Source organism: Altibacter sp. HG106, assembly GCF_028561755.1.
Classification (GTDB): domain Bacteria; phylum Bacteroidota; class Bacteroidia; order Flavobacteriales; family Flavobacteriaceae; genus DFVG01.
The window spans coordinates 265,711-290,365 of record NZ_JAQQTD010000004.1; the positions used below are offsets into that span (position 1 = coordinate 265,711).

General features: G+C 45.2%; 23 protein-coding genes. 11 read left to right on the plus strand and 12 right to left on the minus strand.

The genetic code is table 11. From position 1 onward, the window contains the following. Window positions 1-5 precede the first annotated feature (5 nt). From PO830_RS08490 to PO830_RS08510, 5 genes are all read right to left on the minus strand, one after another. Window positions 6-335 (minus strand): HesB/IscA family protein, encoded by a 330-nt coding sequence (locus tag PO830_RS08490; RefSeq protein WP_272853114.1) that lies wholly within the window; start codon window positions 333-335, stop codon window positions 6-8. A gap of 130 nt (window positions 336-465) precedes the next feature. Next, window positions 466-1,536, minus strand: coding sequence for a cytochrome-c peroxidase (locus PO830_RS08495; protein ID WP_272853115.1), 1,071 nt, complete (start codon window positions 1,534-1,536; stop codon window positions 466-468). Next, complete coding sequence (locus tag PO830_RS08500; protein WP_272853116.1) at window positions 1,529-2,320, minus strand: MbnP family protein; 792 nt, start codon at window positions 2,318-2,320, stop codon at window positions 1,529-1,531. Before PO830_RS08500 ends, PO830_RS08495 begins: the two co-directional genes overlap by 8 nt. Before the next feature lie 6 nt (window positions 2,321-2,326). Further along, window positions 2,327-3,715: a hypothetical protein gene (locus PO830_RS08505; protein ID WP_272853117.1), complete on the minus strand. Its 1,389-nt coding sequence runs from the start codon at window positions 3,713-3,715 to the stop codon at window positions 2,327-2,329. A 3-nt stretch (window positions 3,716-3,718) separates the two neighbouring features. Then, window positions 3,719-5,146: a choice-of-anchor B family protein gene (locus tag PO830_RS08510; RefSeq protein ID WP_272853118.1), complete on the minus strand. Its 1,428-nt coding sequence runs from the start codon at window positions 5,144-5,146 to the stop codon at window positions 3,719-3,721. Between the two features lie 254 nt (window positions 5,147-5,400). Here PO830_RS08510 and thiL point away from each other — a divergent pair, with 254 nt between their 5' ends. Then, entirely contained in the window at window positions 5,401-6,465 is a 1,065-nt protein-coding gene (gene thiL, locus PO830_RS08515) for a thiamine-phosphate kinase (protein ID WP_272853119.1), read from the plus strand. Here the strand turns inward: thiL and PO830_RS08520 are convergent. From PO830_RS08520 to PO830_RS08530, 3 genes are all read right to left on the minus strand, one after another. Continuing rightward, window positions 6,462-6,665: a hypothetical protein gene (locus PO830_RS08520; protein WP_272853120.1), complete on the minus strand. Its 204-nt coding sequence runs from the start codon at window positions 6,663-6,665 to the stop codon at window positions 6,462-6,464. The genes thiL and PO830_RS08520 overlap by 4 nt on opposite strands. Window positions 6,666-6,672: 7 nt before the next feature. Then, window positions 6,673-6,918, minus strand: coding sequence for a hypothetical protein (locus tag PO830_RS08525; RefSeq protein ID WP_272853121.1), 246 nt, complete (start codon window positions 6,916-6,918; stop codon window positions 6,673-6,675). 64 nt (window positions 6,919-6,982) lie between these two features. Beyond that, entirely contained in the window at window positions 6,983-7,756 is a 774-nt protein-coding gene (locus PO830_RS08530) for an alpha/beta fold hydrolase (RefSeq protein ID WP_272853122.1), read from the minus strand. Window positions 7,757-7,786: 30 nt separating this feature from the next. Here PO830_RS08530 and brnQ point away from each other — a divergent pair, with 30 nt between their 5' ends. After that, complete coding sequence (gene brnQ / locus PO830_RS08535) at window positions 7,787-9,070, plus strand: branched-chain amino acid transport system II carrier protein (RefSeq protein WP_272853123.1); 1,284 nt, start codon at window positions 7,787-7,789, stop codon at window positions 9,068-9,070. A 258-nt stretch (window positions 9,071-9,328) separates the two neighbouring features. Then, window positions 9,329-9,625, plus strand: a complete 297-nt coding sequence (locus tag PO830_RS08540; protein ID WP_272853266.1) for an isoamylase early set domain-containing protein — start codon at window positions 9,329-9,331, stop codon at window positions 9,623-9,625. A gap of 18 nt (window positions 9,626-9,643) precedes the next feature. Here the strand turns inward: PO830_RS08540 and PO830_RS08545 are convergent, their stop codons facing one another. Together PO830_RS08545 and PO830_RS08550 are read right to left on the minus strand one after the other, a co-directional pair. After that, complete coding sequence (locus PO830_RS08545) at window positions 9,644-10,930, minus strand: APC family permease (protein ID WP_272853124.1); 1,287 nt, start codon at window positions 10,928-10,930, stop codon at window positions 9,644-9,646. A 31-nt stretch (window positions 10,931-10,961) separates the two neighbouring features. Continuing rightward, window positions 10,962-12,254: an aminopeptidase P family protein gene (locus PO830_RS08550; RefSeq protein ID WP_272853125.1), complete on the minus strand. Its 1,293-nt coding sequence runs from the start codon at window positions 12,252-12,254 to the stop codon at window positions 10,962-10,964. 130 nt (window positions 12,255-12,384) lie between these two features. Between PO830_RS08550 and PO830_RS08555 the strand changes: the two genes are divergently transcribed. The 7 genes from PO830_RS08555 to PO830_RS08585 all read left to right on the plus strand — a co-directional run bounded on the left by PO830_RS08555 (window position 12,385) and on the right by PO830_RS08585 (window position 21,340). Next, on the plus strand, window positions 12,385-15,228 hold the full coding sequence (locus PO830_RS08555; RefSeq protein WP_272853126.1) for a WD40/YVTN/BNR-like repeat-containing protein: 2,844 nt from the start codon (window positions 12,385-12,387) through the stop codon (window positions 15,226-15,228). A 106-nt stretch (window positions 15,229-15,334) separates the two neighbouring features. Then, a complete protein-coding gene (locus PO830_RS08560) occupies window positions 15,335-16,000 on the plus strand; it encodes a succinate dehydrogenase cytochrome b subunit (protein WP_272853127.1) in 666 nt (221 codons plus the stop codon). 11 nt (window positions 16,001-16,011) lie between these two features. Next, window positions 16,012-18,015: a fumarate reductase/succinate dehydrogenase flavoprotein subunit gene (locus PO830_RS08565; RefSeq protein WP_272853128.1), complete on the plus strand. Its 2,004-nt coding sequence runs from the start codon at window positions 16,012-16,014 to the stop codon at window positions 18,013-18,015. 12 nt (window positions 18,016-18,027) lie between these two features. After that, the gene (locus tag PO830_RS08570) at window positions 18,028-18,774 is read left to right on the plus strand and encodes a succinate dehydrogenase/fumarate reductase iron-sulfur subunit (RefSeq protein WP_272853129.1); all 747 of its coding nucleotides are present in this window, start codon (window positions 18,028-18,030) and stop codon (window positions 18,772-18,774) included. Between the two features lie 124 nt (window positions 18,775-18,898). Then, a complete protein-coding gene (locus tag PO830_RS08575) occupies window positions 18,899-20,041 on the plus strand; it encodes a methionine aminotransferase (RefSeq protein ID WP_272853130.1) in 1,143 nt (380 codons plus the stop codon). Between the two features lie 55 nt (window positions 20,042-20,096). Beyond that, a complete protein-coding gene (locus PO830_RS08580) occupies window positions 20,097-20,567 on the plus strand; it encodes an ankyrin repeat domain-containing protein (RefSeq protein WP_272853131.1) in 471 nt (156 codons plus the stop codon). Beyond that, window positions 20,567-21,340, plus strand: coding sequence for an amidohydrolase (locus PO830_RS08585; protein ID WP_272853132.1), 774 nt, complete (start codon window positions 20,567-20,569; stop codon window positions 21,338-21,340). The genes PO830_RS08580 and PO830_RS08585 overlap by 1 nt, the downstream gene beginning before the upstream one ends. Here the strand turns inward: PO830_RS08585 and PO830_RS08590 are convergent. Together PO830_RS08590 and PO830_RS08595 are read right to left on the minus strand one after the other, a co-directional pair. Next, window positions 21,282-22,940, minus strand: coding sequence for an Ig-like domain-containing protein (locus tag PO830_RS08590; RefSeq protein ID WP_272853133.1), 1,659 nt, complete (start codon window positions 22,938-22,940; stop codon window positions 21,282-21,284). The genes PO830_RS08585 and PO830_RS08590 overlap by 59 nt on opposite strands. A 24-nt stretch (window positions 22,941-22,964) precedes the next feature. Beyond that, complete coding sequence (locus PO830_RS08595) at window positions 22,965-23,627, minus strand: ComF family protein (RefSeq protein ID WP_272853134.1); 663 nt, start codon at window positions 23,625-23,627, stop codon at window positions 22,965-22,967. Window positions 23,628-23,710: 83 nt separating this feature from the next. Here PO830_RS08595 and PO830_RS08600 point away from each other — a divergent pair, with 83 nt between their 5' ends. After that, on the plus strand, window positions 23,711-24,592 hold the full coding sequence (locus PO830_RS08600) for a hypothetical protein (protein WP_272853135.1): 882 nt from the start codon (window positions 23,711-23,713) through the stop codon (window positions 24,590-24,592). Window positions 24,593-24,655 lie beyond the last annotated feature (63 nt).

Sequence of the window (24,655 nt, forward strand, 5' to 3'; positions counted from 1 at the left end):
ATTAATTAAAGCGAAAAGCTTTCGCCGCATCCACATGTTCTGTTGGCATTTGGATTGTTAAATACAAACCCTTTTCCATTCAATCCTCCACTGTATTCCAGCGTGGTTCCTACGAGGTATAAGAAGCTTTTCTTATCGACCACAATCTTAATGGCGTTGTCTTCAAATAGCTTGTCGGTATCTTCCTGTTGCGAATCAAATTTTAATTCGTAAGAAAGTCCTGAACATCCGCCACTTTTCACGCCAACCCGCACAAAATCTTCATGCGCATTAAACCCTTCTTCAGTCATTAACTGAGAAAGTTTGCTTTTGGCGCCGTCACTCACTTTTATCATGATGGATCTGTTCTAAAATTAGATGGCAAATATACGGTAAATGGCGCATTTCGCCATAGGCTTCGCTCAATTTCAATTGATAGCGCCATAGTTTTAAGCAATAATTAACGGTTTTTAAAAACGTGTGGAATTATCGTGGCGGGCGATGCTCTGAATTCGTAATAAATTCGGGGTCTGAAAGCGAAAGCAGAAAGGCTTTTAGGTCGGCTTTGTCTTCTTCGGAAAGTTGCACACCACCTTCGGCTACTTTCTTCATTAACGGATCGATGGTTTCCGAAAAAACCAATCCCTCACTATAGTGATTTATAACCTCATCGAGGGTTTCGAACCTGCCATCGTGCATGTAGGGTGCCGTGTAGGCCAAGTTCCGAAGTGTGGGCGTTTTAAACAAGCCAAATTCTCGTGGATCGCCCGTTACGTCCCCTCTGCCGCGATCGGTAAACGTAGCGTCCAAACCATTGTTGTGGAATAGATTGTCGGTCCAAAGCGGACTATTAGGGTTGCCGTGACAATGGAAACAATCGCCTCGTTCTTCATCCATAAAAACCGCCAATCCATTGGCTTCTGATGCCGTCAATGCTATCGCTCCATTCTGAAATTGGTCAAATCTAGACCTGCCGGAAATCAGCGTACGTTCAAATTGTGCAAGTGCTTTAGCGACCAGAGTAGAGTCTATTTGAGATGTTCCGAAGGCCTCTTCAAAGCGTTGCGGATAGTCAGGATGCTCTTGAAGCGAAGCCACCGCTTGTGGCCAGGTGTTGTGCATTTCTATAGGATTGGTTACGGGTTCGAAGGCCTGTGCCTCCAGCGAAGCTGCGCTACCGTCCCAGTTGAACGTGCCATTAAAATTCCACGCCAGGTTTACGAGTGGCATGGCGTTGCGAAACCCCGCTTCTCCATCAATTCCGATACTAAATTGCCGTGGGTCGTCAAAACTTTGCTGTGGTCTGTGGCATCCGGCACAGGCAAGCGTGCCATCAGCCGATAAGATTGGGTCAAAGAATAACTGACGTCCAAGGGCTACCCCTTCTTCGGTTAACGGATTGTCTTCGGGAAGTAGCGGAGGAGGTAATTTCTCTTCAAACTGTCTGGGAATATCTAGAGAAAACGGTGTGGGCTGATAAGTAGCCCGATCATCTGATTGGCACCCCAAGAACACCATGGCTATACCGAGAAAGAGATATGTCTTAACATTAATCATTATTGAGAATAAACGGCTCGCCACGACGGAAAACACTTCTTCCATTTTGTGCCATCATAAGTTGCGCATCATAATTTGGCATGAGCATGGTATACAATTCGTTGAGGTTCCATTCAACGGGGTTTTCAAACCATTCGGAAATATCGGCAAGAATCACCAACGAGCCGCCCGCCTGATCATCATCTATGGTCCATGAGCCCAAACTCACTTCAAATGAAGTGTCTGTCAATACAAGAGAACCTGAAGACATATCCGCCGCCAGAATGGTGTGAAATTGATAGGCTGTCACTTCTGCTGCATCGTTGATGTATTCGCCTTCCAATTGCATATAATGATAGCCACCTCCTAACATTTCAGGAACATTCCAATTTGCCAAATTTAAGTCGGGATAGGCGCCATCGATATTGTCTTCCGCTCGAAAGCCGAAGGTAAATAACACTTCATACGTTCCGAGGGGAACTTCTACTCCTGTTTGTGAAAAAGCACTTTCTAGATCGGTAATGGAATATAAATGATAGTCACTGAGAAGAAATTCTTCGCCTTCGGTATTGCGTAATCGAAGGTCTGAGATCAAAAACCGAAGTCGGTTGATGCTCATCATTTCTCCGTGAGCATTGGTATATTTGATATCGTCCAAATCGGCTGTGGTGACGTCTAAATCGTCCCATAGGGATCTTATAGAAACACTTACTGGAGTGGTCTCAGGTGCTGTTTCTTCATCATCATTACTACACCCGTAGAAAAATACTACGGATAATAGCATTAGTGTTGCCCAATTTTTCATAGCTGTTTAATTTAATCTTTTCACCAAAAGTCCATCGATCTGGCCTTTGTTTTCTGATATATCTAAGTCGGTGCTCTCTGTGCTTCCCACCAAGACCATTCCGCTATCATATAAAACCCCATTCCCCAAGTCAAGCGAAGAGCCACCTGCGGTTGCTTCTCGCAGCAGATTTCCGGAAGCGTCAATGGTTACGAGCCATACATCGTTCTCTCCATTGTTTGAGGAGACATCTCCATCATTACTACGTGTCGACCCTCCAATTACATAATTTCCACCAGCGGCAGGAGCGATGCTCCGACCGGTTTCAAACTGACTACCGCCAAGGCTGCGTTCCCAGAGCAAGTTGCCCGAATCGTCAAAGGAGATCACCCATACATCCGCATTTCCTTTAGGGCTTGTCACGTCGCCATCACTACTTCTGGCATCACCCACGGCAATGTAGTTTCCTTCTGGTGTGGTTACTACTGAATAACTTACATCAATTCCGCTGCCCCCAAAAGATTTAGCCCAAACAAGGTCGCCATCACCGTTGATGCGAACGGCCCAATAATCATAGCTGCCTTTGCTATCGGTGATGTCAAAATCATCACTTTCTGAAGCACCCATCATCAAGAACCCGCCGTCGGCTGTCTCTACCACATCGTAACTGCGGTCGTTGTTAGTACCTCCAAAATAGCGCCGCCAAATAAAGGCGCCGCTGGCGTCCATTCGAATTCCCCAAAACTCTCCTACGCCGTGTCGTGTTCCGCTGCGATCATCATTTCCTTGTCCGCCACTGGAAGATACATCCAAATAGCCGGTCGCAAAGTACCCACCATCACTGGTTTGAATAACTTGAAAGGCCTGATCGCTGCCTGAGAACCCAAAACTTTGTTCCCATTGCAAGTTTCCTTCGGCATCCAGTTTTACCAGCCAGTAGTCGTGAAATCCGTCATTTCCGGTAACGTCCCCATCATTGCTCGCCGTGTAGCCGCTTACGACGAAACCTCCATCGGTGGTGGGCGAAATAGAAGCTGCTTTGTCATCGGCCGTACCGCCATAGGTTTTGCTCCAGAGGATATCTCCTTCGGGGGTGACTTTCAAGATCCAATAATCGAAATCGGTTGTTTTTTTGTCAATGATGTCGCCATCGATGCTTTTGGTGGCGCCAACCAGCATATAATTGCCGTCGGAAGCCTGAAGAATATCTGAAAAGGTATCTTCGGAACTGCCCCCGAACGTAGCAACATAGTCTTCCGGTTCCGGATCGGGATCGGGATCATCATCTACAGGGTCGGTTACCGTATCGTCCGTCGTATCTGGTAGAACAGGGTCTTCAGAATTACAAGAAGATACACTTGCCCAAACCAGCAGCGTAACAAAGAGGTAGGATACTATTTTTTTTGGGGATATCATTTGTTATTCTTTTAGTAATCGGTAGGTGTCAGTTTCATTTAGTGAAACCAAATAAATCCCAGAAGGTAACGAGGCTACGGAAAAGGTCTGACGGGTGGAGTTGTTCCCGGTCACGGCCATTACTTGCTGTCCCAATACATTGTACACAGCAATCTTTTGAATAGGCTGGGTATAACCGGAAATCGTGATCCCCACTTGGGTGGGATTAGGAAATAGGCTCACTTGGGCAGGATCCTCTTGGGTTATCTCGCCAAAGGTGCCTGATTGTCGTACCAAGGTGAATCCTGCGTCGCCACTGATTACAATGTTATCGCTGTCGAAAAACGGATAGACGTTCCAGGCGCCTGCAAAACTTGCGTCATTGTCGGGGGGATAGGTATCGAAGAAACCTACTTCTGTCATGCTTTGACTACCGATACTGGAAATATCGATAACTCGAAGGCCTGAAGAATAGTTGGCTAAATAATACAAATCGCCTTTTACGTACCCATTGTGATCTATAGAAGCATTTGGTCCAAAATACTCGAAGAGTTCCACCGGATTATCAAGATCGGTCATATCGATGATAATGGTTCTTGAAGTGAACCCAATATCACTTTCATCGAATTCGTCCCCAAGAAGGAAATATCGCTGGTCTTCTGTAAACCAACCCTGATGGGTATATCCCATGTTCGAGTAGGTAGCTTCGGAGATATCAATTGGATTGTTCTTGTCGGTTACGTCTACCACCGCAACTTTATCATCACTTCCAAAAGCACCATTACTTCCGATAAAAATTTCACGCCCGGTATAGTCGGTATCAGGCCCGTTGTACGTTACTACTTGTCCGTCATGACTGTAGCCATCCAGTTGGTATCCTCCCGCTGCGGTAGGGTTGAGCGGGTCTTGAATATTGACAAAGTGCGGGCCGCCGTCGAAGGTAGTTGTTCCTACGGCATAGGCATATCCGGTTTCTGTGTTTATCACTAAATTATGAGCGTTTCCAAAAGCATCGTAGTGCGCATCTTCTGTAAAGGTCTCAGGAGGGTTGGTGACATTTCGCAGTCGTGTTAGATCAAACACCTGCATTCCGTGCCCAGTGGCCTCACTTACGATAAAAGCATAGTTTTCGTAGACTTTGATATCGCGCCAGGTGCTTGGGTCGGTATGTGTTGGAAGCTTTCCGAGGTACACCGCATTAACCGGATCAGAAAGATCGAAGAAGGCGGTGCCATTGTCCAATCCGATGAGCGCATATTCTATTCCTGTGTCAGGGTCTGTCCAGCCCCATGAGTCGTTTCCAAAACTAGCATCCATTTCACCGGGCGAAGCTTGAAAGATTAAATCGTAATCGTTGCAATCAAAGCCAGCGGCGGTGCCCCCTTCACAAGGTGTTTGTGAATTCATCAAAGTGGTGGAGAGACTAAGGAATAAAAGTAAAAAGTGTTTCATGTAGGGGGTTTTAATTGAAAACGTCATTCTCAGTAAAAAATTTCATTTTCGGGGGAGCTATAAACGATTTTCGCTTCAGTCGTTCCTTTCCGAAGAACCTAACCGTAAATGTATTTAATCTGTGGCGGTTAGACAATAGTGGAAGGTATTTTAACGAGAGATGACACTACGTACATCACATCTCGTGGAAAATACCAACGGAAAGGAATGTTTTCATCGGAATCTCTGTACTTTTGCCGTAGAAACGAAGCGATATGTTTGAAGAAAAGGATACGACGCGAACGCCGGTGTCGGCATTGGGAGAATTTCAGCTTATTGATCACCTTACCCAATATGTAAAAATTCATCACGAAAGTACCGTCAAAGGTATTGGCGATGACGCGGCTGTGGTAGCGCCCACCAAAAAAGAGCAATGGGTGGTCACTACCGATTTGTTGGTAGAAGGCGTTCACTTTGACCTGAGCTATATGCCCTTGAAACATCTAGGGTACAAAGCGGTGATGGTGAACCTTTCGGATGTATATGCCATGAATGCCGAAGCCAAACAGCTTACCGTTTCCATCGCAGCTTCAAACCGGTTTCCCGTGGAGGCGTTAGAAGAGCTCTATGCTGGGATACTAGCAGCGGCTAATGGATATAAGGTGGATATTGTAGGAGGCGATACCACTGCTTCTACGGCAGGACTACTCATTAGCATAACCGCTATGGGAACGGCACCAAAAGATAAAATTACCTATCGCGGGGGTGCTAAAGAAAATGATCTATTGGTCGTTACCGGAGATCTCGGTGCGGCCTATTTAGGCTTGCAAGTGCTGGAACGTGAAAAGCAGGTTTTTCAGGTGAATCCAAAGGCGCAACCCGACCTGGAGCCATATAGCTATTTGATCGAGCGACAATTAAAACCGGAAGCACGAAAAGACATCCCACAATTATTGAAGTCTTTGGAAGTGTTACCTACGGCCATGATTGATATTAGCGATGGATTGTCTTCTGAAATACTACACTTGTGTAAACATTCAGAAACGGGATGTAATGTATACGAAGATAAAATTCCGCTCGACCCTCAAGTGATGGCTACCTGTGAAGAATTTGAATTAGATAGTACCACCATCGCGCTGAATGGAGGCGAGGACTATGAGTTGTTATTCACGATCGATACCGACGACTTTCCGAAGATTAAAGGCAATCCCAATTTCACCATAATTGGCCATATGACGGCCGCTTCCGAAGGAAATCATCTGATCACCCGGGCTCAGACCAAGATCCCGCTCATTGCAAGAGGGTGGGATGGTATACAGGAAGACGAAACTTCGTCTTAGGAAACCATACGTTTTCCCAGATAGTTTTCAAAAAGTAGATTGTTTTTCTCCCAGTTCTTGGTGAGGCGAACTAATGATCCATATCCATCAGTAGTATATTTTTTCCCACAACAGCTGCATTCATACTCTTGAATGAGGATGGAGTCTTTTTCAACTTTTCGAAGTTGATGGCCTTTAAATTTGCAACGTAAGTTTTTCATACATAATTTATTGAGTTGCCATTCGCTTTGCTTTCTTCTCGAAGAGTTGGGCGAGCGCCTCATTGATTTTTCTGGATTTGGCATCAAGCCGCTCTAAATATCCCGATAGGTTGTCGGTCATTTCGCATCCACAGCGCTTGCAGCGGTATTCATTGATGTGATTGGTTACCCTACGGGTTACCGTGTAGCGATGGCCAAGGGTGGTACATAGTAGAGAAGCCACGCCATTCGATTTGGAGGAGGTAGCGTTCATAGGTTTGAGTTTTTGTCGAGTGAAATATATAAAATATTCTTAAAAAAATCGATAAAACGCAAAATTATTCGATAAAGTGTATTTTTTTGAGAATTTCATCGTGACGTTCCAGCCAACTCATATGACTTCCATCGAGTATCGTGAGGGACGCTTTTGTTAACGTAGCCATTCTTCTAGAACTGGAAAAAGGAATAATAGGATCTTCATTGCCACAGATAATCTCTTTGGGTCGTTTCCATTCCTTCAATACTCTGGTGCGGTCCCTACGTACCATCATACCTTTAATAGTCGCCTGGATCGCGCTCACCTCCATTTTCTGTGCCTTGGCTACCAAGGTTTTTATTTCGGAAGCAAACTCACGTCGCGCAGAAGAGGAAAATAGATTTGCAATAGCCATCGAAACAAAACTGTTCTTATTGGTGTTAATCACCTGAAGCGCACGCTTCCGGTTGATAAGGCGCTCAGAAGTATCGGCTTCGCAACTGCTGTTCAAAAGCAACAAACTCTTACAGTGTTCCGGAAACTGTTCAGCAAAAGCGAGGCATACATACCCACCCATTGAATGCCCCAACAAATGGGCGGAGGTAGTTTCGCTTTGTTTCATCACATGAAGCACGACTTCCGCCATCTCTTCCATGGTATGGAGTGTTCCTAACGATCCGCTTTCTCCGTGTCCCGGAAGGTCGATCGATAAAAGAGACAGAGGGCCTGAATAGTCGGCACGAAGCGCATCCCAAATGGTACGATCTTCTAAAAAGCCATGAAGTAGCACAAGCGTGCTCGTTCCTCGCTTGTCGTGGTCGTAAAAAATAGAAGTACCTTGAAAATCGGTTTTCATTTTTCCTATCTTGACCGCAAATATCCGGCAATGAACCACAGCAAACAAACCTTTGTGACCGCTTTCGCCTTGTTCTCCCTCTTTTTTGGTGCGGGCAACCTTATTCTACCCCCTTATTTAGGAGTGCAAGCGGGAACTAGTTGGCTTTGGGTGGCGTTAGGATTTGCTGTTTCGGCTGTGATCATTCCTATTTTAGCGATTTACGGACATGCTCGCCTGCAGGGTACCTTAACCGATTTCGCAAAGAAGTTATCACCACCATTAGCACTAGTGTATGCGCTCGTTATTTATGCTATCGCGGCATCACTGCCTTCGCCACGAACGGCTTCGGTTACTTACGAAATGGCCATTGCTCCTTATCTGGAGATCTCCTCCTTGCTTTTTAGTACGCTCTATTTTGCCCTGGTTCTGGTGTTTGTGCTTAATCGTTCCAAGTTGCTGGAGCTTATCGGAAAATTTTTAACGCCCTTGATCATACTGATGCTGTTGCTCATCATCATTCTGGGACTCAGTGCCGAAACGGAAACAGCCGTCACCACCCTTACCGCTCCGTTTAGCGTAGGAATTTTAGAAGGATATCAAACCTTTGATGCCATCGGTGGTGTGGTGGTGGGAGGCGTCATTGTGGTGTCTTTTGCCCTTCAAGGGAAGCATTCTTATGAAGAGAAAAAGCGCATGATCGGGAGAGCTGGGTTGATGGCAGGTGTTGGCTTGTTCGTAATTTATGCCGGACTTATTGCCTTGGGCAGTTCTTATACAGACACCTTTCCGGGTGAAACGCGCACCGAGTTACTCACCTTTTTAAGTGTAGAGACCTTAGGGCCTGTTGGGACTACCTTCTTAGCCGTGCTTGTTGGTCTGGCCTGCTTTACTACGGCCGTCGGAATTGTTACCGGTACCGCCGATTTTCTGAAAGGAGTATTGGGCAATTCAAAGATGGTGTTTACCATAACGGCTGTTTTGGCTTGCGTGATAGGGGTTGTCGTCGGACAATTCAATGTAGGATATATCATAGATATTGCCGTTCCTACCCTGATGATTATATATCCGCTGACCATTATTCTTATTTTGTTGAATGCACTTCCCGAACGATGGATTCCAACGCCAGTGTTCCGTGCCGTGGTCATCGTTACTATTATCTTTAGCATCCCCGAATTTTTAACAACTCTTCTTGCAGAGGAATCCATTCCCGATTGGTTTGGGTACCTTCCCTTATTCAACCAAAATTTAGGGTGGTTACTTCCGGCGACGCTCACATTTTTGCTAGCACAATTTCTTCGGAAAAATGACCGTACTACAGCTGCGAAAAGCTGAAGATTGACGTTTTTACCCGTATCGTGTGAATTCATCAGCGAATCGAAAACGTTTCCGAAGTAAAATACTGAAAAATAGCGCGTTGTAAATTTGATAAAGTTGTGAAAATCTTGAATGATTCACCTCCTTTTTTTACAGGATTCACAAGAACGACGCATTGATTTTCCGAAGTTTTTAGCGCTCTCAAATATTATGAAAAGATGCTTGGGAGCAAGCACCTACTTCCCTAGATTTGAACTGGATATAAAAGCAATACTTATGGCGATTCAAAAACAATATTTAAAAAGCAAACCAGAGTGTAAAGTTACCTTTACGGTGCCTGCGGAAACAGCTAAAGAAGTAAAAGTAGTTGGAAGTTTCAATGCCTGGAACTCGGAGGAAACTGCGTTAAAAAAACTGAAGAATGGAAACTTCAAAGGCAGCATTAATTTACCAAAGGATCAATCGTACGAGTTTCGTTATATTATCGACGGCACTTACACCAACGATGATCAAGCCGATGCCTTTTGGTGGAATGATTTTGCCGCTACCGAGAATGGGGTGTTGGTATTGTAACACCAAAATACCGATAGCTTATTGTTTTCTCTGGTTCGTTCTTTTGTAAAGCCATTCGGCCACAAAACAGAAAGCGATGATTCCAACCGCAATGAAGACACCCATTCTATTGCTTCCGAACTGTTGTGTTAAAAGCGTTACAAACGCTAGCGCGCAAAGAAAACATGCTAGGAGATGAATCCATTTCTTTGAGTGTAGTTGTTTGTGCCTTTTGTAGCCAACGTAATTCACGATGACAAAAATCAATAAAAATCCAGCGCTTCCAGCGGTCGAAATGCTCTGTAGGTTGAAGAGGTTTACCAGAGTAACAGACAGTATCGCTGTGATTAAAAACCCAACGGGTTTCCCCCAAAATTTATGCGTAAAGTATCTCGGCAATTCGTTGTCTTCGGCAATATCATAGTTTACGCGACCACTGCCTAATACCGTCGCATTGATAGCAGAGAACGTGGAGATCAAGGCAGTTACGGTAATAATGGTAAAACCAAGCTGTCCTAAGGTTGGCTCGGCAGCTTTGGCCAGAACGTAATCTTGAGCGCTTGCAATTTGTTGGAAGGGCAACGCGCCTACCGTTACTATGGCAATCAATATATAGAGGATGATCACAAATCCAACGGCTCCGAAATAAGCTTTTTCTGTGTTTTTCTCTCTGTCTTTTAAATCTGAAATCGAGTTGGCAATCAATTCGAATCCTTCATAGGCTACAAAAATGACCATTCCTCCAGAAAGCAGAAGCAATGGGCTTTCCCAATTCTTTGGAGATAATTGCGTCAAATTTTCAGAGTTGGCCGTGAGTCCATAAAAGCCAACAGCAATAAATGCCACGAGAATAAATAGCTTAACAATCACGGCCACCGATTCGATGCCACTGACGAGCGTGACGCTAAGGTAGTTGATCAGTAACGCAAGCAGCAAAATTGCCGATTGGTATAGATGCACATCCCATTCTTTGGTGCCGGTTAGGGAAAACAATTCTGATCCGTAAGACCCAAAGGCCGAGGCGTACAGAGCAAGCATTACGATATAGCTCACCCAAAGTAGGTTGTTGATGCCACCAGCGAAGATGCCGTTCCCGAACTGCGTATTGACAAAAGCTACCGTTCCTCCATTCTGTGGATATTTCTTTGAAAGTTTGGCGTACGAATACGCCGTAAGCAAGGCGATTATTCCGGCGAAGGAAAAGGCAAGGGGCGTTCCCCCTTTTGCCAAAGAAACAGCGAGTCCAAGAACCGCAAATATACCACCACCAACCATTCCCCCGATCCCAATTGAAATGGCATCCTTTAACCCAATCTCCTTGCTCATAGGCATCGCATTTACCGGGTGCTAGGTATAGCTACGCATTCATAATGCTCTCGATCTCTTCCGCTTCAATAGGAATATTGCGCATGAGGTTAAACGGTTCTCCCGTCTCCTGAATCACAACATCGTCTTCCAAACGAATGCCAAAGCCTTCTTCGGGAATATAGATTCCCGGTTCTACGGTAAAGACCATATTGGCTTTCATGGGCTCCCATAAAATTCCGTAGTCGTGCGTATCGAGACCGATATGATGACTGGTACCGTGCATAAAATATTTCTTATACGCGGGCCAATCGGGATTCTCATTCGTAACATCAGCCTTGTCGAGTAAACCAAGACCCAACAATTCGGCAGTCATTAGCTTTCCTACTTCTAGGTGATATTCTTTCCAAAGGGTTCCCGGAATAAGCATTTTAGTCGCTTCCTCCTTGACGCGATTCACGGCATTGTACACTTGTTTCTGGCGATCAGTAAAACGGCCGCTCACGGGGATGGTTCGTGACATATCGCTACTGTAATTGGCGTATTCTGCCCCTACATCCATAAGTATGAGATCTCCTGTCTTACATTGTTGGTTGTTCTCAATATAATGTAACACATTAGCGTTGTTCCCGCTGGCGATAATAGGGGTGTAGGCGAATCCTTTGCTGCGATTCCGAAGAAATTCATGCATGTATTCGGCTTCAATCTCGTATTCCCAAACCCCGGGTTTTACGAAATCGAGCACCCGCCGGAAGCCTCTTTCAGTAATGTTACATGCTTGTTGCATGAGATCGAGCTCAATGGGGTTCTTAACCGAACGCAATCGCTGTAAAATGGGATTGCTTTTCGCCCAACGGTGAGCCGGATATTGCGCTTTGGTTTTCTTGATAAACCGGTCTTCTCGGGTTTCGGTTTCTACTGCTTGTCGATAATGCTCGTTGGTATTGAAATAAATGGTTTCCGACTGCGTCATCAGTTCGAAGAAAATCTTGTCAAACTCTTTTAACCAATAGGTCGTTTTGATCCCACTGGTCTCCAAAGCTTTCTCTTTGGTCAACTTTTCTCCTTCCCAAACGGCAATATGTTCGTTGGTTTCACGTACAAAAAGCACTTCGCGGTGATTTTTGTCGGCCGCATCTGGGCAAAGCACTAAAATGCTTTCCTCCTGATCTACACCGGAGAGGTAAAAAATATCTCGAGCTTGTTCAAACGGCATAGTACTGTCGGCGCCAATTGGATAAATGTCGTTGCTATTGAAAACGGCAATGCTCTTAGGCTCCATCATGGCCATAAAATCCTGTCGGTTTTTGATGAAAAGGGCGCTATCTATAGGTTGATATTTCATGGTCGCGATTTGTTTTCCTCAAAAATACAGGAAATAAGAGAGACCACATAAGGCGAAAGCAACTTCACAGATAAATTTTGGTATGATAGGGTATTTCAGTAATTTGAAAAGCGAATAAACCAATCCTCTCATGAAAAATATTATTACGCTATTTTTTGCTATGGCCACCGTAATGGCGGTTGCGCAACCTGCTGCTACCTCGGTTCAAGAATTGACTTCCGGAGTTTCGAAAAAGGAACAGCTTAGCGCTTCTTCACTCGTTAAAAACCTTCCTTTTAAAAATATTGGCCCTACCATCATGTCGGGTCGGGTGACCGGACTTGCAGTAAACCCAGATAACCCTGTCGAATTCTACGTGGGCTATGCTAGTGGAGGCTTATGGTACACCAATAACAATGGCACCTCCTTTACACCGGTGCTCGACAATAGTGGCACTCAAAATGTAGGATGTGTCGCGGTAGATTGGAAATCGCATACCATCTGGGTAGGAACCGGAGAGGTGAACGCCTCACGGTCTTCGTATGCGGGTATCGGACTCCTAAAAAGTACCGATAAAGGCAAGTCCTGGAACACGGTAGGTTTAGCAGATGCTCATCACATTAGTGCTATCTTAATTAATCCAAACAATCCCGATGAGGTCCTGGTGAGTGCAGCCGGACATTTGTATTCAACCAACGATACCCGAGGCGTCTACAAGACCCTGGACGGCGGTGCTTCCTGGAACAAAACCCTCTTTGTTAATGACCAGTCTGGGATTATCGAAATGGAAATGAATCCTAACAATTTCAATACTGTATATGCTGCTTCCTGGGATAAAGACCGTAAAGCGTGGAATTTCCGCGGAAGCGGAGCCGGAAGTGCTATCTATAAAAGTATCGATGCCGGAAATACCTGGACAAAAGTTTCCGTAAAGGGAAGCGGCTTTCCCACCGGAGACGGAGTAGGACGCATCGGTCTTGCCGTGGTGGATGATCAGACGGTCTATGCTATTCACGATAATCAATTCCGAAGAGAAGAAGAAACATCAGACCGAAACGATTCTGATATGCTTCAAAAAGAGGACTTCAAAAGCATGTCTGCATCGCAATTCCTGGCGTTAGACAATGATAAACTGAAGCAATTTTTACGTCAAAATGGTTTTCAGGAAAAATACCGACCTGAAAATGTAAAAAACATGGTGCGAAGTGGCGCCGTAAAACCCGAAGACCTCGCCAGGTATCTAGAGGACGCTAACAGCATGTTATTCGATACACCTGTGATTGGCGCGGAAGTCTATAAAAGCACCGATGGCGGTAAAAGCTGGAAGAAAACGCATGAGGGGTATTTAGACGGCGTGTATTATTCGTATGGGTATTACTTCGGAAAAGTACATGTTGATCCTTCCAATGCCGATGCGATCTATATATATGGCGTTCCTATTTTGAAATCGAAAGACGGCGGAAAAACATTTAGCAGTATTAGTGCCGATAATGTTCATGCCGACCATCATGCCCTTTGGATCAATCCGAAACGTCCAGGACACCTCATCAATGGAAACGATGGGGGGGTTAATATTACGTATGACGACGGTGAAACCTGGATCAAGAATAATTCTCCTTCCGTGGGGCAATTTTATTCGGTGAACGTGGATAATGAAGAGCCTTATAATGTGTATGGTGGTCTCCAAGACAACGGAGTTTGGGTAGGGCCGCATACTTCAGAAATGAACAATGAGTGGATGCAATCCGGTCAGAATCCCTACGAAGCGATCATGGGGGGCGACGGCATGCAGGTGCAGATCGATAGCCGAAATAGCGATTTGGTGTATACAGGGTTTCAATTCGGAAACTATTTCCGAATCAATCGCGAGACGGGTGAACAACAATACATTCAGCCGAAGCACGAACTAGGCGATAGTCCGTATCGCTTTAATTGGCAAACACCCATACTATTAAGTCCGCACAATCAAGACATCCTATATCTGGGCGCCAATAAATTGATGCGCTCGATGAATCAGGGAAATGATTGGGAAGCGATTTCGGGCGACTTGACCACCGGTGGAAAGAAAGGGAATGTGGCGTATGGAACCTTGACGAGTATTAGCGAATCTCCATTTCAATTTGGATTACTCTACACCGGAAGCGATGACGGAAAGATTTTCGTGAGCCAGAATGCCGGAGGGAACTGGGTCGATATTTCTAAGAACATGCCCAACGATCTATGGGTAAGCAGAGTGATCGCTTCCTCTCATAACAAATCCAGAGTCTATGCGACGCTCAACGGATACCGTTGGGACGATTTTGCAGCTTATGTTTATGTGAGTGAAAACTACGGACAAACCTGGAAGAATATATCCTCAAACCTACCCGCATCGCCCGTAAATGTGATCAAAGAAGATCCTGCCAACCCCGATGTGTTATATCTGGGAACCGACAATGGCGCATGGGTGAGTATAGATCGCGGAAACACATGGCATCCTTTTGCGGAAGGATTGCCTGCAGTGGCGGTACATGACCTGGTGGTTCAGGAGCGAGATAAGGATTTGGTGCTTGGTACCCATGGTCGCTCCTTTTATGTAGCAGATATTTCTTTGGTACAACAATTAGGAGGCAAGCCGGCGACGTCGCTCGTTGTTAGCGCTCCCGGTAACGTACGCGCTACCCGTCGATGGGGTAATAGTTTTAGTCCGTGGATGGATGCGTACGAACCCGAAGTAAACCTGCAGTTTTTTAGTCCGACTTCCGGCAAGGCTACTATCACTATTACCACAGAAGATGGAACCGAAGTACAGTCGATGGATGCTTCCGTCGACAAAGGAATTAACGTGGTTAAGTATGATGTTACCGCTTCGGAAAAGGGTGTGAAAAACCTCGAGAAAGCAGGAACGAACATAACACCAGCCGGAAATGGAGCGCTGTATCTTCCAAAAGGGAACTACACTATTCACGTTGCTGTGGGGAACGCGAAAGACAGTGTTTCGTGGGAGGTGCAATAATGTTTTTAGAATGAATCTGAATAATACTAAAGCGTCCAAGAAGTTTGGCATTCCGACGTCTGGGGTGTATTTTTGTACGTCGTAAATCTTTGAAAAGAAAACCATAATGGGAATTGTATCTTCTTCCATCGCTAGAAAGGTCTCTATGGCGCTTTCTGGTCTCTTTCTTGTCGTATTTCTAGCCCAACATTTTACCATTAACTTTTCTTCGGTCGTCGCTCCGGAAACGTTTAATGAGTGGTCTCATTTTATGGGAACCAATGGGTTGGTTCAGTTCGCGTTACAGCCGGTACTGATTTTGGGCGTTATTTTCCATTTTGTGATGGGAATTATCTTAGAGCTCAAAAACAACCGAGCCCGTGTTCATAGCTATAAGAAGTATAGTGGAAGCGCTAATTCGAGTTGGGCGTCCAGAAATATGATAATCTCAGGAGCCGTTGTATTGGCCTTTCTTGGCCTGCACTTTTACGATTTTTGGGTGCCTGAAATCATCTATAAATATGTAGATGTAAATGAAGCCATGGAAAGTCGGTATTACCCTGAACTCGTACACAAATTTGAAAGTCCGGTTCGCGTGGGTATCTATTGCCTCGCGTTCGTACTCTTGATGTTTCACCTCTGGCATGGCTTTGCATCGTCTTTCCAAACCATGGGTTGGAACAACAAGTACTCGAAAGCAATCAAGGGTTTTACCAAATTGTATGCGGTAGCCATTCCTTTAGGGTTCATTTTTATTGCCCTCTACCATCATTTTAATCAAATTCCACACTAAAAAGAGCGATTATGTCGAAAATAGCATCTCATGTACCTAGCGGACCGCTTTCTGAGAAGTGGACAAAACATAAGAACGAAATAAACCTGGTAAACCCTGCCAACAAGCGTAATATAGACGTGATTGTGGTAGGAACCGGATTGGCCGGCGGAAGTGCCGCAGCGACCCTTGCCGAACTTGGTTATAATGTAAAAACATTTTGTTATCAGGATTCCCCCCGTCGTGCGCATTCCATTGCCGCCCAAGGAGGAATCAATGCAGCAAAGAACTATCAGGGCGATGGAGATTCCACCTACCGCTTGTTTTACGATACCATTAAAGGGGGCGATTATCGTTCTCGTGAAGAGAATGTATACCGTCTGGCGGAAGTCTCCGCGAACATCATCGATCAATGTGTCGCACAGGGAGTTCCTTTTGCAAGAGAGTATGGCGGACTCCTAGATAACCGATCTTTTGGAGGGGTATTGGTGTCTCGAACGTTTTATGCCAAAGGACAAACGGGGCAGCAACTATTATTAGGGGCGTATGCAGCCATGAACCGGCAGATCAATCGAGGGAAGATCCAAAGCTACACCCGTCACGAAATGTTAGATCTTGTGATTGTAGATGGAAAGGCTCGAGGTATCATTGCTCGTAATTTGGTAACTGGAGAAATTGAACGGCATTCGGCGCATGCTGTGGTGATCGCTTCCGGTGGGTACGGGAATGTCTTTTATCTTTCCACTAACGCCATGGGTAGCAATGTAACAGCATCGTGGAAAATCCATAAGCGCGGGGCATATTTTGCGAACCCTTGCTACACGCAAATTCACCCCACCTGTATTCCGGTTTCGGGAGATCATCAATCGAAACTGACCTTGATGTCAGAATCCCTTCGGAATGACGGTCGGATTTGGGTTCCGAAGAAGCAAGAAGACGCCGAAGCCATTCGACAGGGGAAACTTAAACCCACCCAACTCAAAGAAGAGGATCGCGATTATTATTTAGAACGTCGCTATCCTTCCTTCGGAAACTTGGTGCCGCGTGATGTGGCTTCTAGAGCGGCAAAAGAGCGATGCGACGCCGGATTTGGCGTGAATAAAACGGGCGAAGCGGTCTTCCTGGATTTTGCTTCTGCCATCATGCGCTACGGAAAGGAAGCGGCAGAGATTCAGAAAATTGAAAATCCTTCCGAAGAAAAGGTACGCGAACTGGGTGAGAAGGCCATCGAAAACAAATACGGGAACTTATTCCAGATGTACGAACAGATCGTGGATGAGAATCCGTATAAGACACCTATGAAAATCTATCCTGCGGTGCATTATACCATGGGAGGCATCTGGGTGGATTACAACCTGCAAACTACAATTCCCGGATGTTACGCAGCAGGCGAAGCGAACTTTAGTGATCACGGAGCCAACCGTTTGGGAGCTTCGGCACTGATGCAAGGCTTGGCCGATGGTTATTTTGTGCTTCCGTACACCATTGGTAATTATTTGTCGGATGACATTCGTACGGGTGCCATTTCTACGGATCTTCCCGAATTTGAACAGGCCGAGAAAGAGGTGCGGGAGCGCCTTCAGAAATTGGTCAATAACAACGGAACCAAGTCGGTAGATCATTTCCACAAACGATTGGGTAAAATTATGTGGAACAAAGTGGGGATGTCCCGAAATGCGAAAGGATTGCAAGAAGCCATCACCGAAATTCAAGAATTGCGTAAGGAATTCTGGGAGCACGTTCGAGTGCCGGGTGAAATGGATGGAATGAACCAGGAACTAGAGAAGGCGGGCCGCGTAGCCGATTTCTTGGAACTAGGGGAATTATTTGCCAAAGATGCACTGCACAGAAATGAATCGTGCGGAGGGCATTTTAGAGAAGAGTACCAGACCGAAGAAGGCGAAGCCCTTCGGGATGATGAGAACTTTATGTATGTGGCTGCCTGGGAATACAAAGGAACACCCAGCGAAGCAGTACTTCACAAAGAAGAATTGAATTACGAAAATATCGAGGTAAAAACTCGTAGCTATAAATAAAAGCGGATTGTTATGAAGCTGACTTTAAAAATTTGGCGTCAAAAAAACGCAACTTCCAAAGGGAGTCTGGAAACCTATCAGGTAACTGATGTCGATGGAGATATGTCTTTTCTGGAAATGTTAGATGTGCTAAACGCCGATCTTATTGAGAATGGGAAAGACCCTGTAGAATTTGACCACGATTGTCGCGAAGGGATCTGCGGAAGCTGTAGCTTACAGATTAACGGGCGACCACACGGACCCAAACGACACATCACTACCTGCCAACTACATATGCGCAGTTTTAAGGACGGTGATACCATTGTTATTGAGCCCTGGCGAGCAAAAGCCTTCCCAGTGATCAAAGACTTGGTAGTTGACCGTACTGCGTTTGATCGTATACAGCAGGCCGGAGGGTATATTTCGGTCAATACGTCCGGAAATACGATTGATGCCAACTCCATTCCGGTAGAGAAGGACGATGCTGACGAAGCGTTCAACTCGGCTACCTGTATTGGATGCGGGGCGTGTGTAGCAGCGTGTAAGAACGCTAGTGCCATGTTATTTACCTCGGCCAAAGTGAGTCAGTTTGCGTTGCTTCCACAAGGAGAAGTTGAAGCCTCTCGCCGCGTGTTGAACATGGTAAATCAAATGGACAAAGAGGGCTTTGGTGCCTGTAGTAATACCGGAGCTTGTTATATTGAATGTCCTAAAGATATTTCGTTGGAAAACATTGCCCGTATCAACCGCGAGTACCTCAAAGCGAGTGTAGAAGGGTAATTAATTCAAAACATGATATACATCCCGATGCCCGTACCGGTATTGGGATTTTTTTATTTCTGTTTCTTCTGAATTATCAGTGGGTTTCCCTTGTTTCCTACCGTGGCTTTCCTATATTACGCTTATGAAGATACCACAAAAATTGCCTCAGGTCGGCACCTCGATCTTTTCTGTGATGAGTGCAATGGCTCAGGAATATGACGCATTAAATCTGTCGCAAGGCTTTCCCAATTTTGAAAGTGATCCTGCCTTGATTGCTCAGGTTTCCGAAGCTATGAGGGCAGGACATAATCAATATGCACCCATGCCTGGAGATGCAGGACTACGCCAACAGATTGCCAAAAGTATTCATCAATTACATCATAAGAAATACGATTGGGAGCAGGAAATTACCATTACCTCGGGTGCCACCGAAGCCTTGTTTGTAGCTTTTGCCAGTGTTTTGGAAAAAGGGGATGAAGTGATTGTATTTACTCCGGCTTACGATAGTTACACCCCTACCATTTCACTTTTTGGTGCTACTCCCATTGCCATACCATTGAAAACCCCGCATTACCGCCCCGATTGGAACGAAGTACGGGATGCGCTTACTTCGCGCACCAGGATGGTCGTTATTAATTCGCCTCATAACCCTACCGGTATGGTGTTTTCAAAAGAAGATATGGAGACCCTACAGGAATTGGTCATAAAAAATGATCTTTGGGTCGTAAGTGATGAGGTATACGAACATATCATTTTCGACGGGAATACGCATCAGAGTGCTGCCCGTTTTGAAGCCTTGTCTGAACGAACATTCATAACGGCCTCCTTCGGAAAGACATTTCACAATACCGGCTGGAAAATTGGGTATTGTGCTGCTCCCAGACCCATGATGGAAGCCTTACGTAAAATCCATCAGTTTACGGTGTTTAGTGTGCATCATCCAACACAAAAAGCCTTGGCGGCATACCTGGAAAACGGGGAGCGCTATGCGCAATTGGGAGCCTTCTATCAACGAAAACGAGACCTGCTGTTGGATGAGTTAACGACCTCTCGGTTTAGTTGTATTCCTTCTGCCGGCACCTATTATCAGTTGTTGGATTTTTCTGAAATAACAGACGAATCAGACGTCCAATTTGCAGCGCGTCTTACCAAGGAACACAAAATTGCTACTATACCTACCTCTGTGTTCAATGCAGACGGTCATGACGATAAGGTATTGCGTCTCTGTTTTGCTAAAACAGATGAAACTCTGAAAAAAGCGGGAAAGATCTTGCGATCTATCTAGGATTTGTTGGCACCACCCTGTAGCGAATGCGTTACGAATTCGCTATCTTTATCTCATGAAGGAAGCACTATTTAATGCCATACGTGCCGGGGAGTTGGCGCAGGTACAGGAACTTTTAAGTAATCATCCCGAACTGGTCAATGAAACAGACGCACGCGGTTCGACGCCGCTATTATTAGCGACCTACTACGGACATGAAGGAATTACGGCCACCATCATCGAAAAAGACGATAATTTAGATCGACAGGATGCATCCGGAAATACAGCCTTGATGGGAGTTTGCTTCAAAGGATACCACAATATTGCCAGTATGTTGTTAGAAAAAGGGGCCAATGTGAACATCACTAATTTTAATGGATCTACAGCGCTTATTTTTGCGACCACTTTCGGGAAAGCAGATATAGTCGAACTTCTCATAAAACACGGTGCGAATCCATCAATCGCTGACGACAAAGGGAATACGGCCATGGATCATGCCACTATGCAAGGCCGTGCCGATATTCAGAAGCTATTAGCATCGAACTAATGAAACCACAATTTAACGTAACCATAATTCAATCTCACCTCCACTGGGAAGCGCCCGAAAAAAATCGAGAACACTTTAGTGGGCTGTTGAAAAAATTAGGAGATACCGACCTCATTGTTCTTCCTGAAATGTTTACAACGGGCTTTACGATGAATGCGAAAGCGGTAGCCGAGCCAACAAATGGCCGTACCTTGGAATGGATGCGCGCGCACGCTAAAAAACACCAAGCCGCTATAACCGGAAGCGTTGTGGTCGTGGAAAACGAACATTTTTACAACCGTCTCTATTTTGTGAAGCCAGACGGAACAAGTTTTCACTACGATAAGAAACACACCTTCACCTTAGCCCGAGAACACGAAACCTATACCGCGGGAAACGATCGGTTGATCGTTGAATACTTGGGATGGACTATCTGTCCGCTTATTTGCTATGACCTCCGTTTTCCGGTTTGGGCGCGTAATACGGTAGATTATGACCTTTTACTATATGTAGCCAATTGGCCAGAAAAAAGAGTGTCGGCCTGGGATGCGCTACTAAAAGCCAGAGCGATCGAAAATATGTCCTATTGTGTGGGCGTAAATCGTGTAGGTAGCGACGGGAACGACCACCCTTATGTAGGGCATTCGGCGGTGTATGATGTGCTTGGGGAGCGTATTTCCGCAGGTTTTGAAGGCGAATTTATAGAAACCATCTCGCTCCAAAAGGAGACCATTACTACTCTTCGGGATCAGCTTCAATTTCTACGGGACCGGGATTCGTTTCAGTTAGTGTAAAGGTTTCACTACGCGTCCAATTGGCCCGTACTTCAATCTGCTTAGGGTAAAATATAACCCGTTCGGGTTGCCGACGTTCCAAGTATGAACCAGAATCCCACATATTGTTTTCGTTGGTATCGAAAGTGAGTCGTACGAAGTAAGTTCCCGGTTGTAGGTAATCAAATGTAAGGTTCTTGTTTTCTCTTAGATAGATCGTTCGTCGCACGTCATAGTTGGTCGTAAGCAATTCAACAATAACTGGAAAAGTCTCTAAATTTGTCATGTTGAACAAAATGGTTCCGTAGTCCGATTCGGCCATGGTGCGCACACGAAAACTAATGGAATCATTGGTTTCTTCGAAAAAATCCTGAAAGGCACCTGGCAGAAGCTCGATGTTATATCGCTGCTCGAATTCCTTCTCAAAAATGATCTCAGCCGTATTGTAGTTGGTATCAATGCGAACATCGTGTGCAATGACCATTGAATCCTTGTTGGTAACGGTGATTTTTTCGGCGTCAAAACTAATGAGAGGTGTATTCGCAGCCAGTTGTACCGTGTCTCTCGGGAGCATACTAGAGGTTCCCAGACGTTCTATTGACAGCGAGTCACGATAGAGCTCCTTCATACGAACGGTCAGGGTGTCTACTTGGCCGCGATTCCGAGCTAGGTAATAGAGGGTGTCTTGCTGTTCAATGTCGATGGCCGGTTTGAACCAATAATGTAAGGTGTCTTTATTGCGGTCTTTATACACTCTTGAAGAAAAACCTTCCGGGAGATCAGAGAGGGGCGTGAGACTAAGGGAATCGCCATTTCCGCTATACCCAAATATGATATGATTTTTACTTTCATGTGAGGGTCGCGCAATTTCATAGGAAAGTGGTTCTTTAAATAAGGTAAGGGTCACACTACTATCGGTAGGCAGTGTGATGAACTCGTCGTAAAAAGCGATCTCATCCAAATTGGGCTGAAAGGTATAATTGGCCGACCCTTCACGAAGCGCCACCAGACGATACGTACCCTCTTTTAGATTGGAAAGTTCATAGGTATACGTGCTATCTTTGGTCGCGGCGATGTACGTGGGTTTTTCGTTGTATATGATCGAATCGGTATACTGATCATTCACTTCATACAAGAGCACTGTGGCAGGACCTTGAGGGGTGAGACGTTGTGCATCACGCACCGTTCCGGTGAGTTTCAAACTATCGATATAATCCCCCGTAGAAAAGACGTATTTAAAATATTCAAATTCATTGCCTTCGTTGTTGTCTACAATACTTTTTCCGAAGTTAATACTATAGGTAGTGTTTTCTCGCAGGGTATCTGAAAGTTTGATGCGTAACTGCTTGGAAGTGCTTATGGGGGTGATTTCCGGATCGTATTGTAAGGGTGGTGAAATGATCAGGTTCTGTTGAAGCTTTTCCAGTTTGATATACTCATCGAAGGTAATCCGAATTTCATCAGCCTCGAAGTTGGTGCTGAAATTTTCCGGACTACTGCGTACGATGACCGGAGGAATAGTATCCTTGGCCCCACCCGTGGGGGTTCCTTTTTTAGCGCAGTGGGTCATACTCATCAGGAGAATAAATACCCACAGGAAATCGCGAAACAGTCCTTTCATCGTGGCAAAATTACACAAACTTTCTTAGGCGACTGCTATGGTAGCAATGCTAAGTTTTGCCTCGGTTCCTTCCAGCAAACACAGCCCGCAACGTTCTAGGGTGGCTCCCGTGGTAACGACATCATCTACTAGAAGGATGTGTTTTCCCATCACTTTTTCACGGTGGTTCAAGGTAAATACTTCGGTACCACCAAATCTTGAGAGTCTCCCTTTAAATACTTGAGAACGTGCCGCTGTTACTTTTAATAAGACATCTTCTAAAAAGGGTACGTCTAGTGCGGTCGCAATCGCATTTCCGAATCCTGTTACCTGATTATAGCCACGCTTTCGTAGCCTTTTTTTGTGAAGTGGAACTGGAATAACTGTATCGATGGTGGCATAGGTGTCAATTTCTTGTAACTCGGCTCCCAGCCAATGGCCAAAAAAGGTGCTCAGCTCTTTTTGGCCACGATATTTCAGCTGATGAAGTACGCGTTGGGTAATGCCCTGTTTTTCGAACCGAAGCAAGGCGGTAGCCTGAACCAAGGGTAATCTACCATACCAAAGGTTCTTCAAGGTCTCGTCTAGCGTTAGATGATGGCAGGCGAGCGGAAGGGAATGACGGCAGCTTACACAAAGCAACTCTTTTTTCGTGTTTAAAACGCTCCCACATCCGCTACATTCCGCTGGGAATAATAGATTTAACATAATTTTTGTTTTTTTATTATTTCCTAAACGTTCTGGGAGAGTTGCTCTTAGTACTTTTGATGACTATCAAAAATCGAAATGTTATGACGGCTGAAAATAGCACTAACAAATTTAAGATTTTAATCGGAGTTTTGTCCGCCCTACTAATTGCGCTCGCTGTATATACCGTTTTCTTGTACAACGACAAAGAAACAAACATTGCGAGTCTTGAGCTCCAAAAGGCTGAAATTGAAGATGAACTTGAAGGACTGATCGCAAACTATGATGAGGTGATTCAAGATAACGAACTCAAAGATAAAGACCTTCTTGCCGCGCGTGAGCGCATCGAGGTATTACTGGATTCGGTGAAGGACGCAGAGGCTAACATTGCCCTGATCAAGCGATATAAAAGTGAGGTAGGTCGGCTAAAGCAAGAACGAAAGCTGTTATTTCAGAAGGCTGATAGTCTGATTCGCGCCAATCAAATGTTAGCGGTTGAAAGAGATAGTGCCAATACAATGCTGAACGAGACCATTAAGGTGGTAGATAGTGTAAGTCTATCGAATGAAGAGCTTTCTCAAACGGTGAAAAAAGCAGCCGTTGTAAATGCTGTGGACTTGCGTGGAGAAGGCGTTATTATTCGAAACAGCGGAAGAGTGGTAGATACCAGACGTTCCAGTAGGGCCGATAAGGTGAGAACATGTTTTACACTTGCCCCCAACCCGGTTGCTAGTGTTGGAGAGCGTACTTTATATGTGCAAGTAATTAACCCTAAGAACAATCTGTTAGGAGATAAGGGAATCCTCGAGTTCGAAAACGGTATTCTTAACTACAGTAAAAGCACCAATGTGTTTTATGAAAATGAGGAACTTGATGTTTGCGTATTGGTAGATGCCATTGAAGACGATCTGATAGAAGGAATATATCGGATCAATGTGTTTGACGGCTCCAATCAAATCGCCACCGCCACGATGGAACTGAAATAAATTTCCCTTTAAAAAAAGATAGAACCGCTGCCATGGTATGGTAGCGGTTTTTTATTTTTGTTC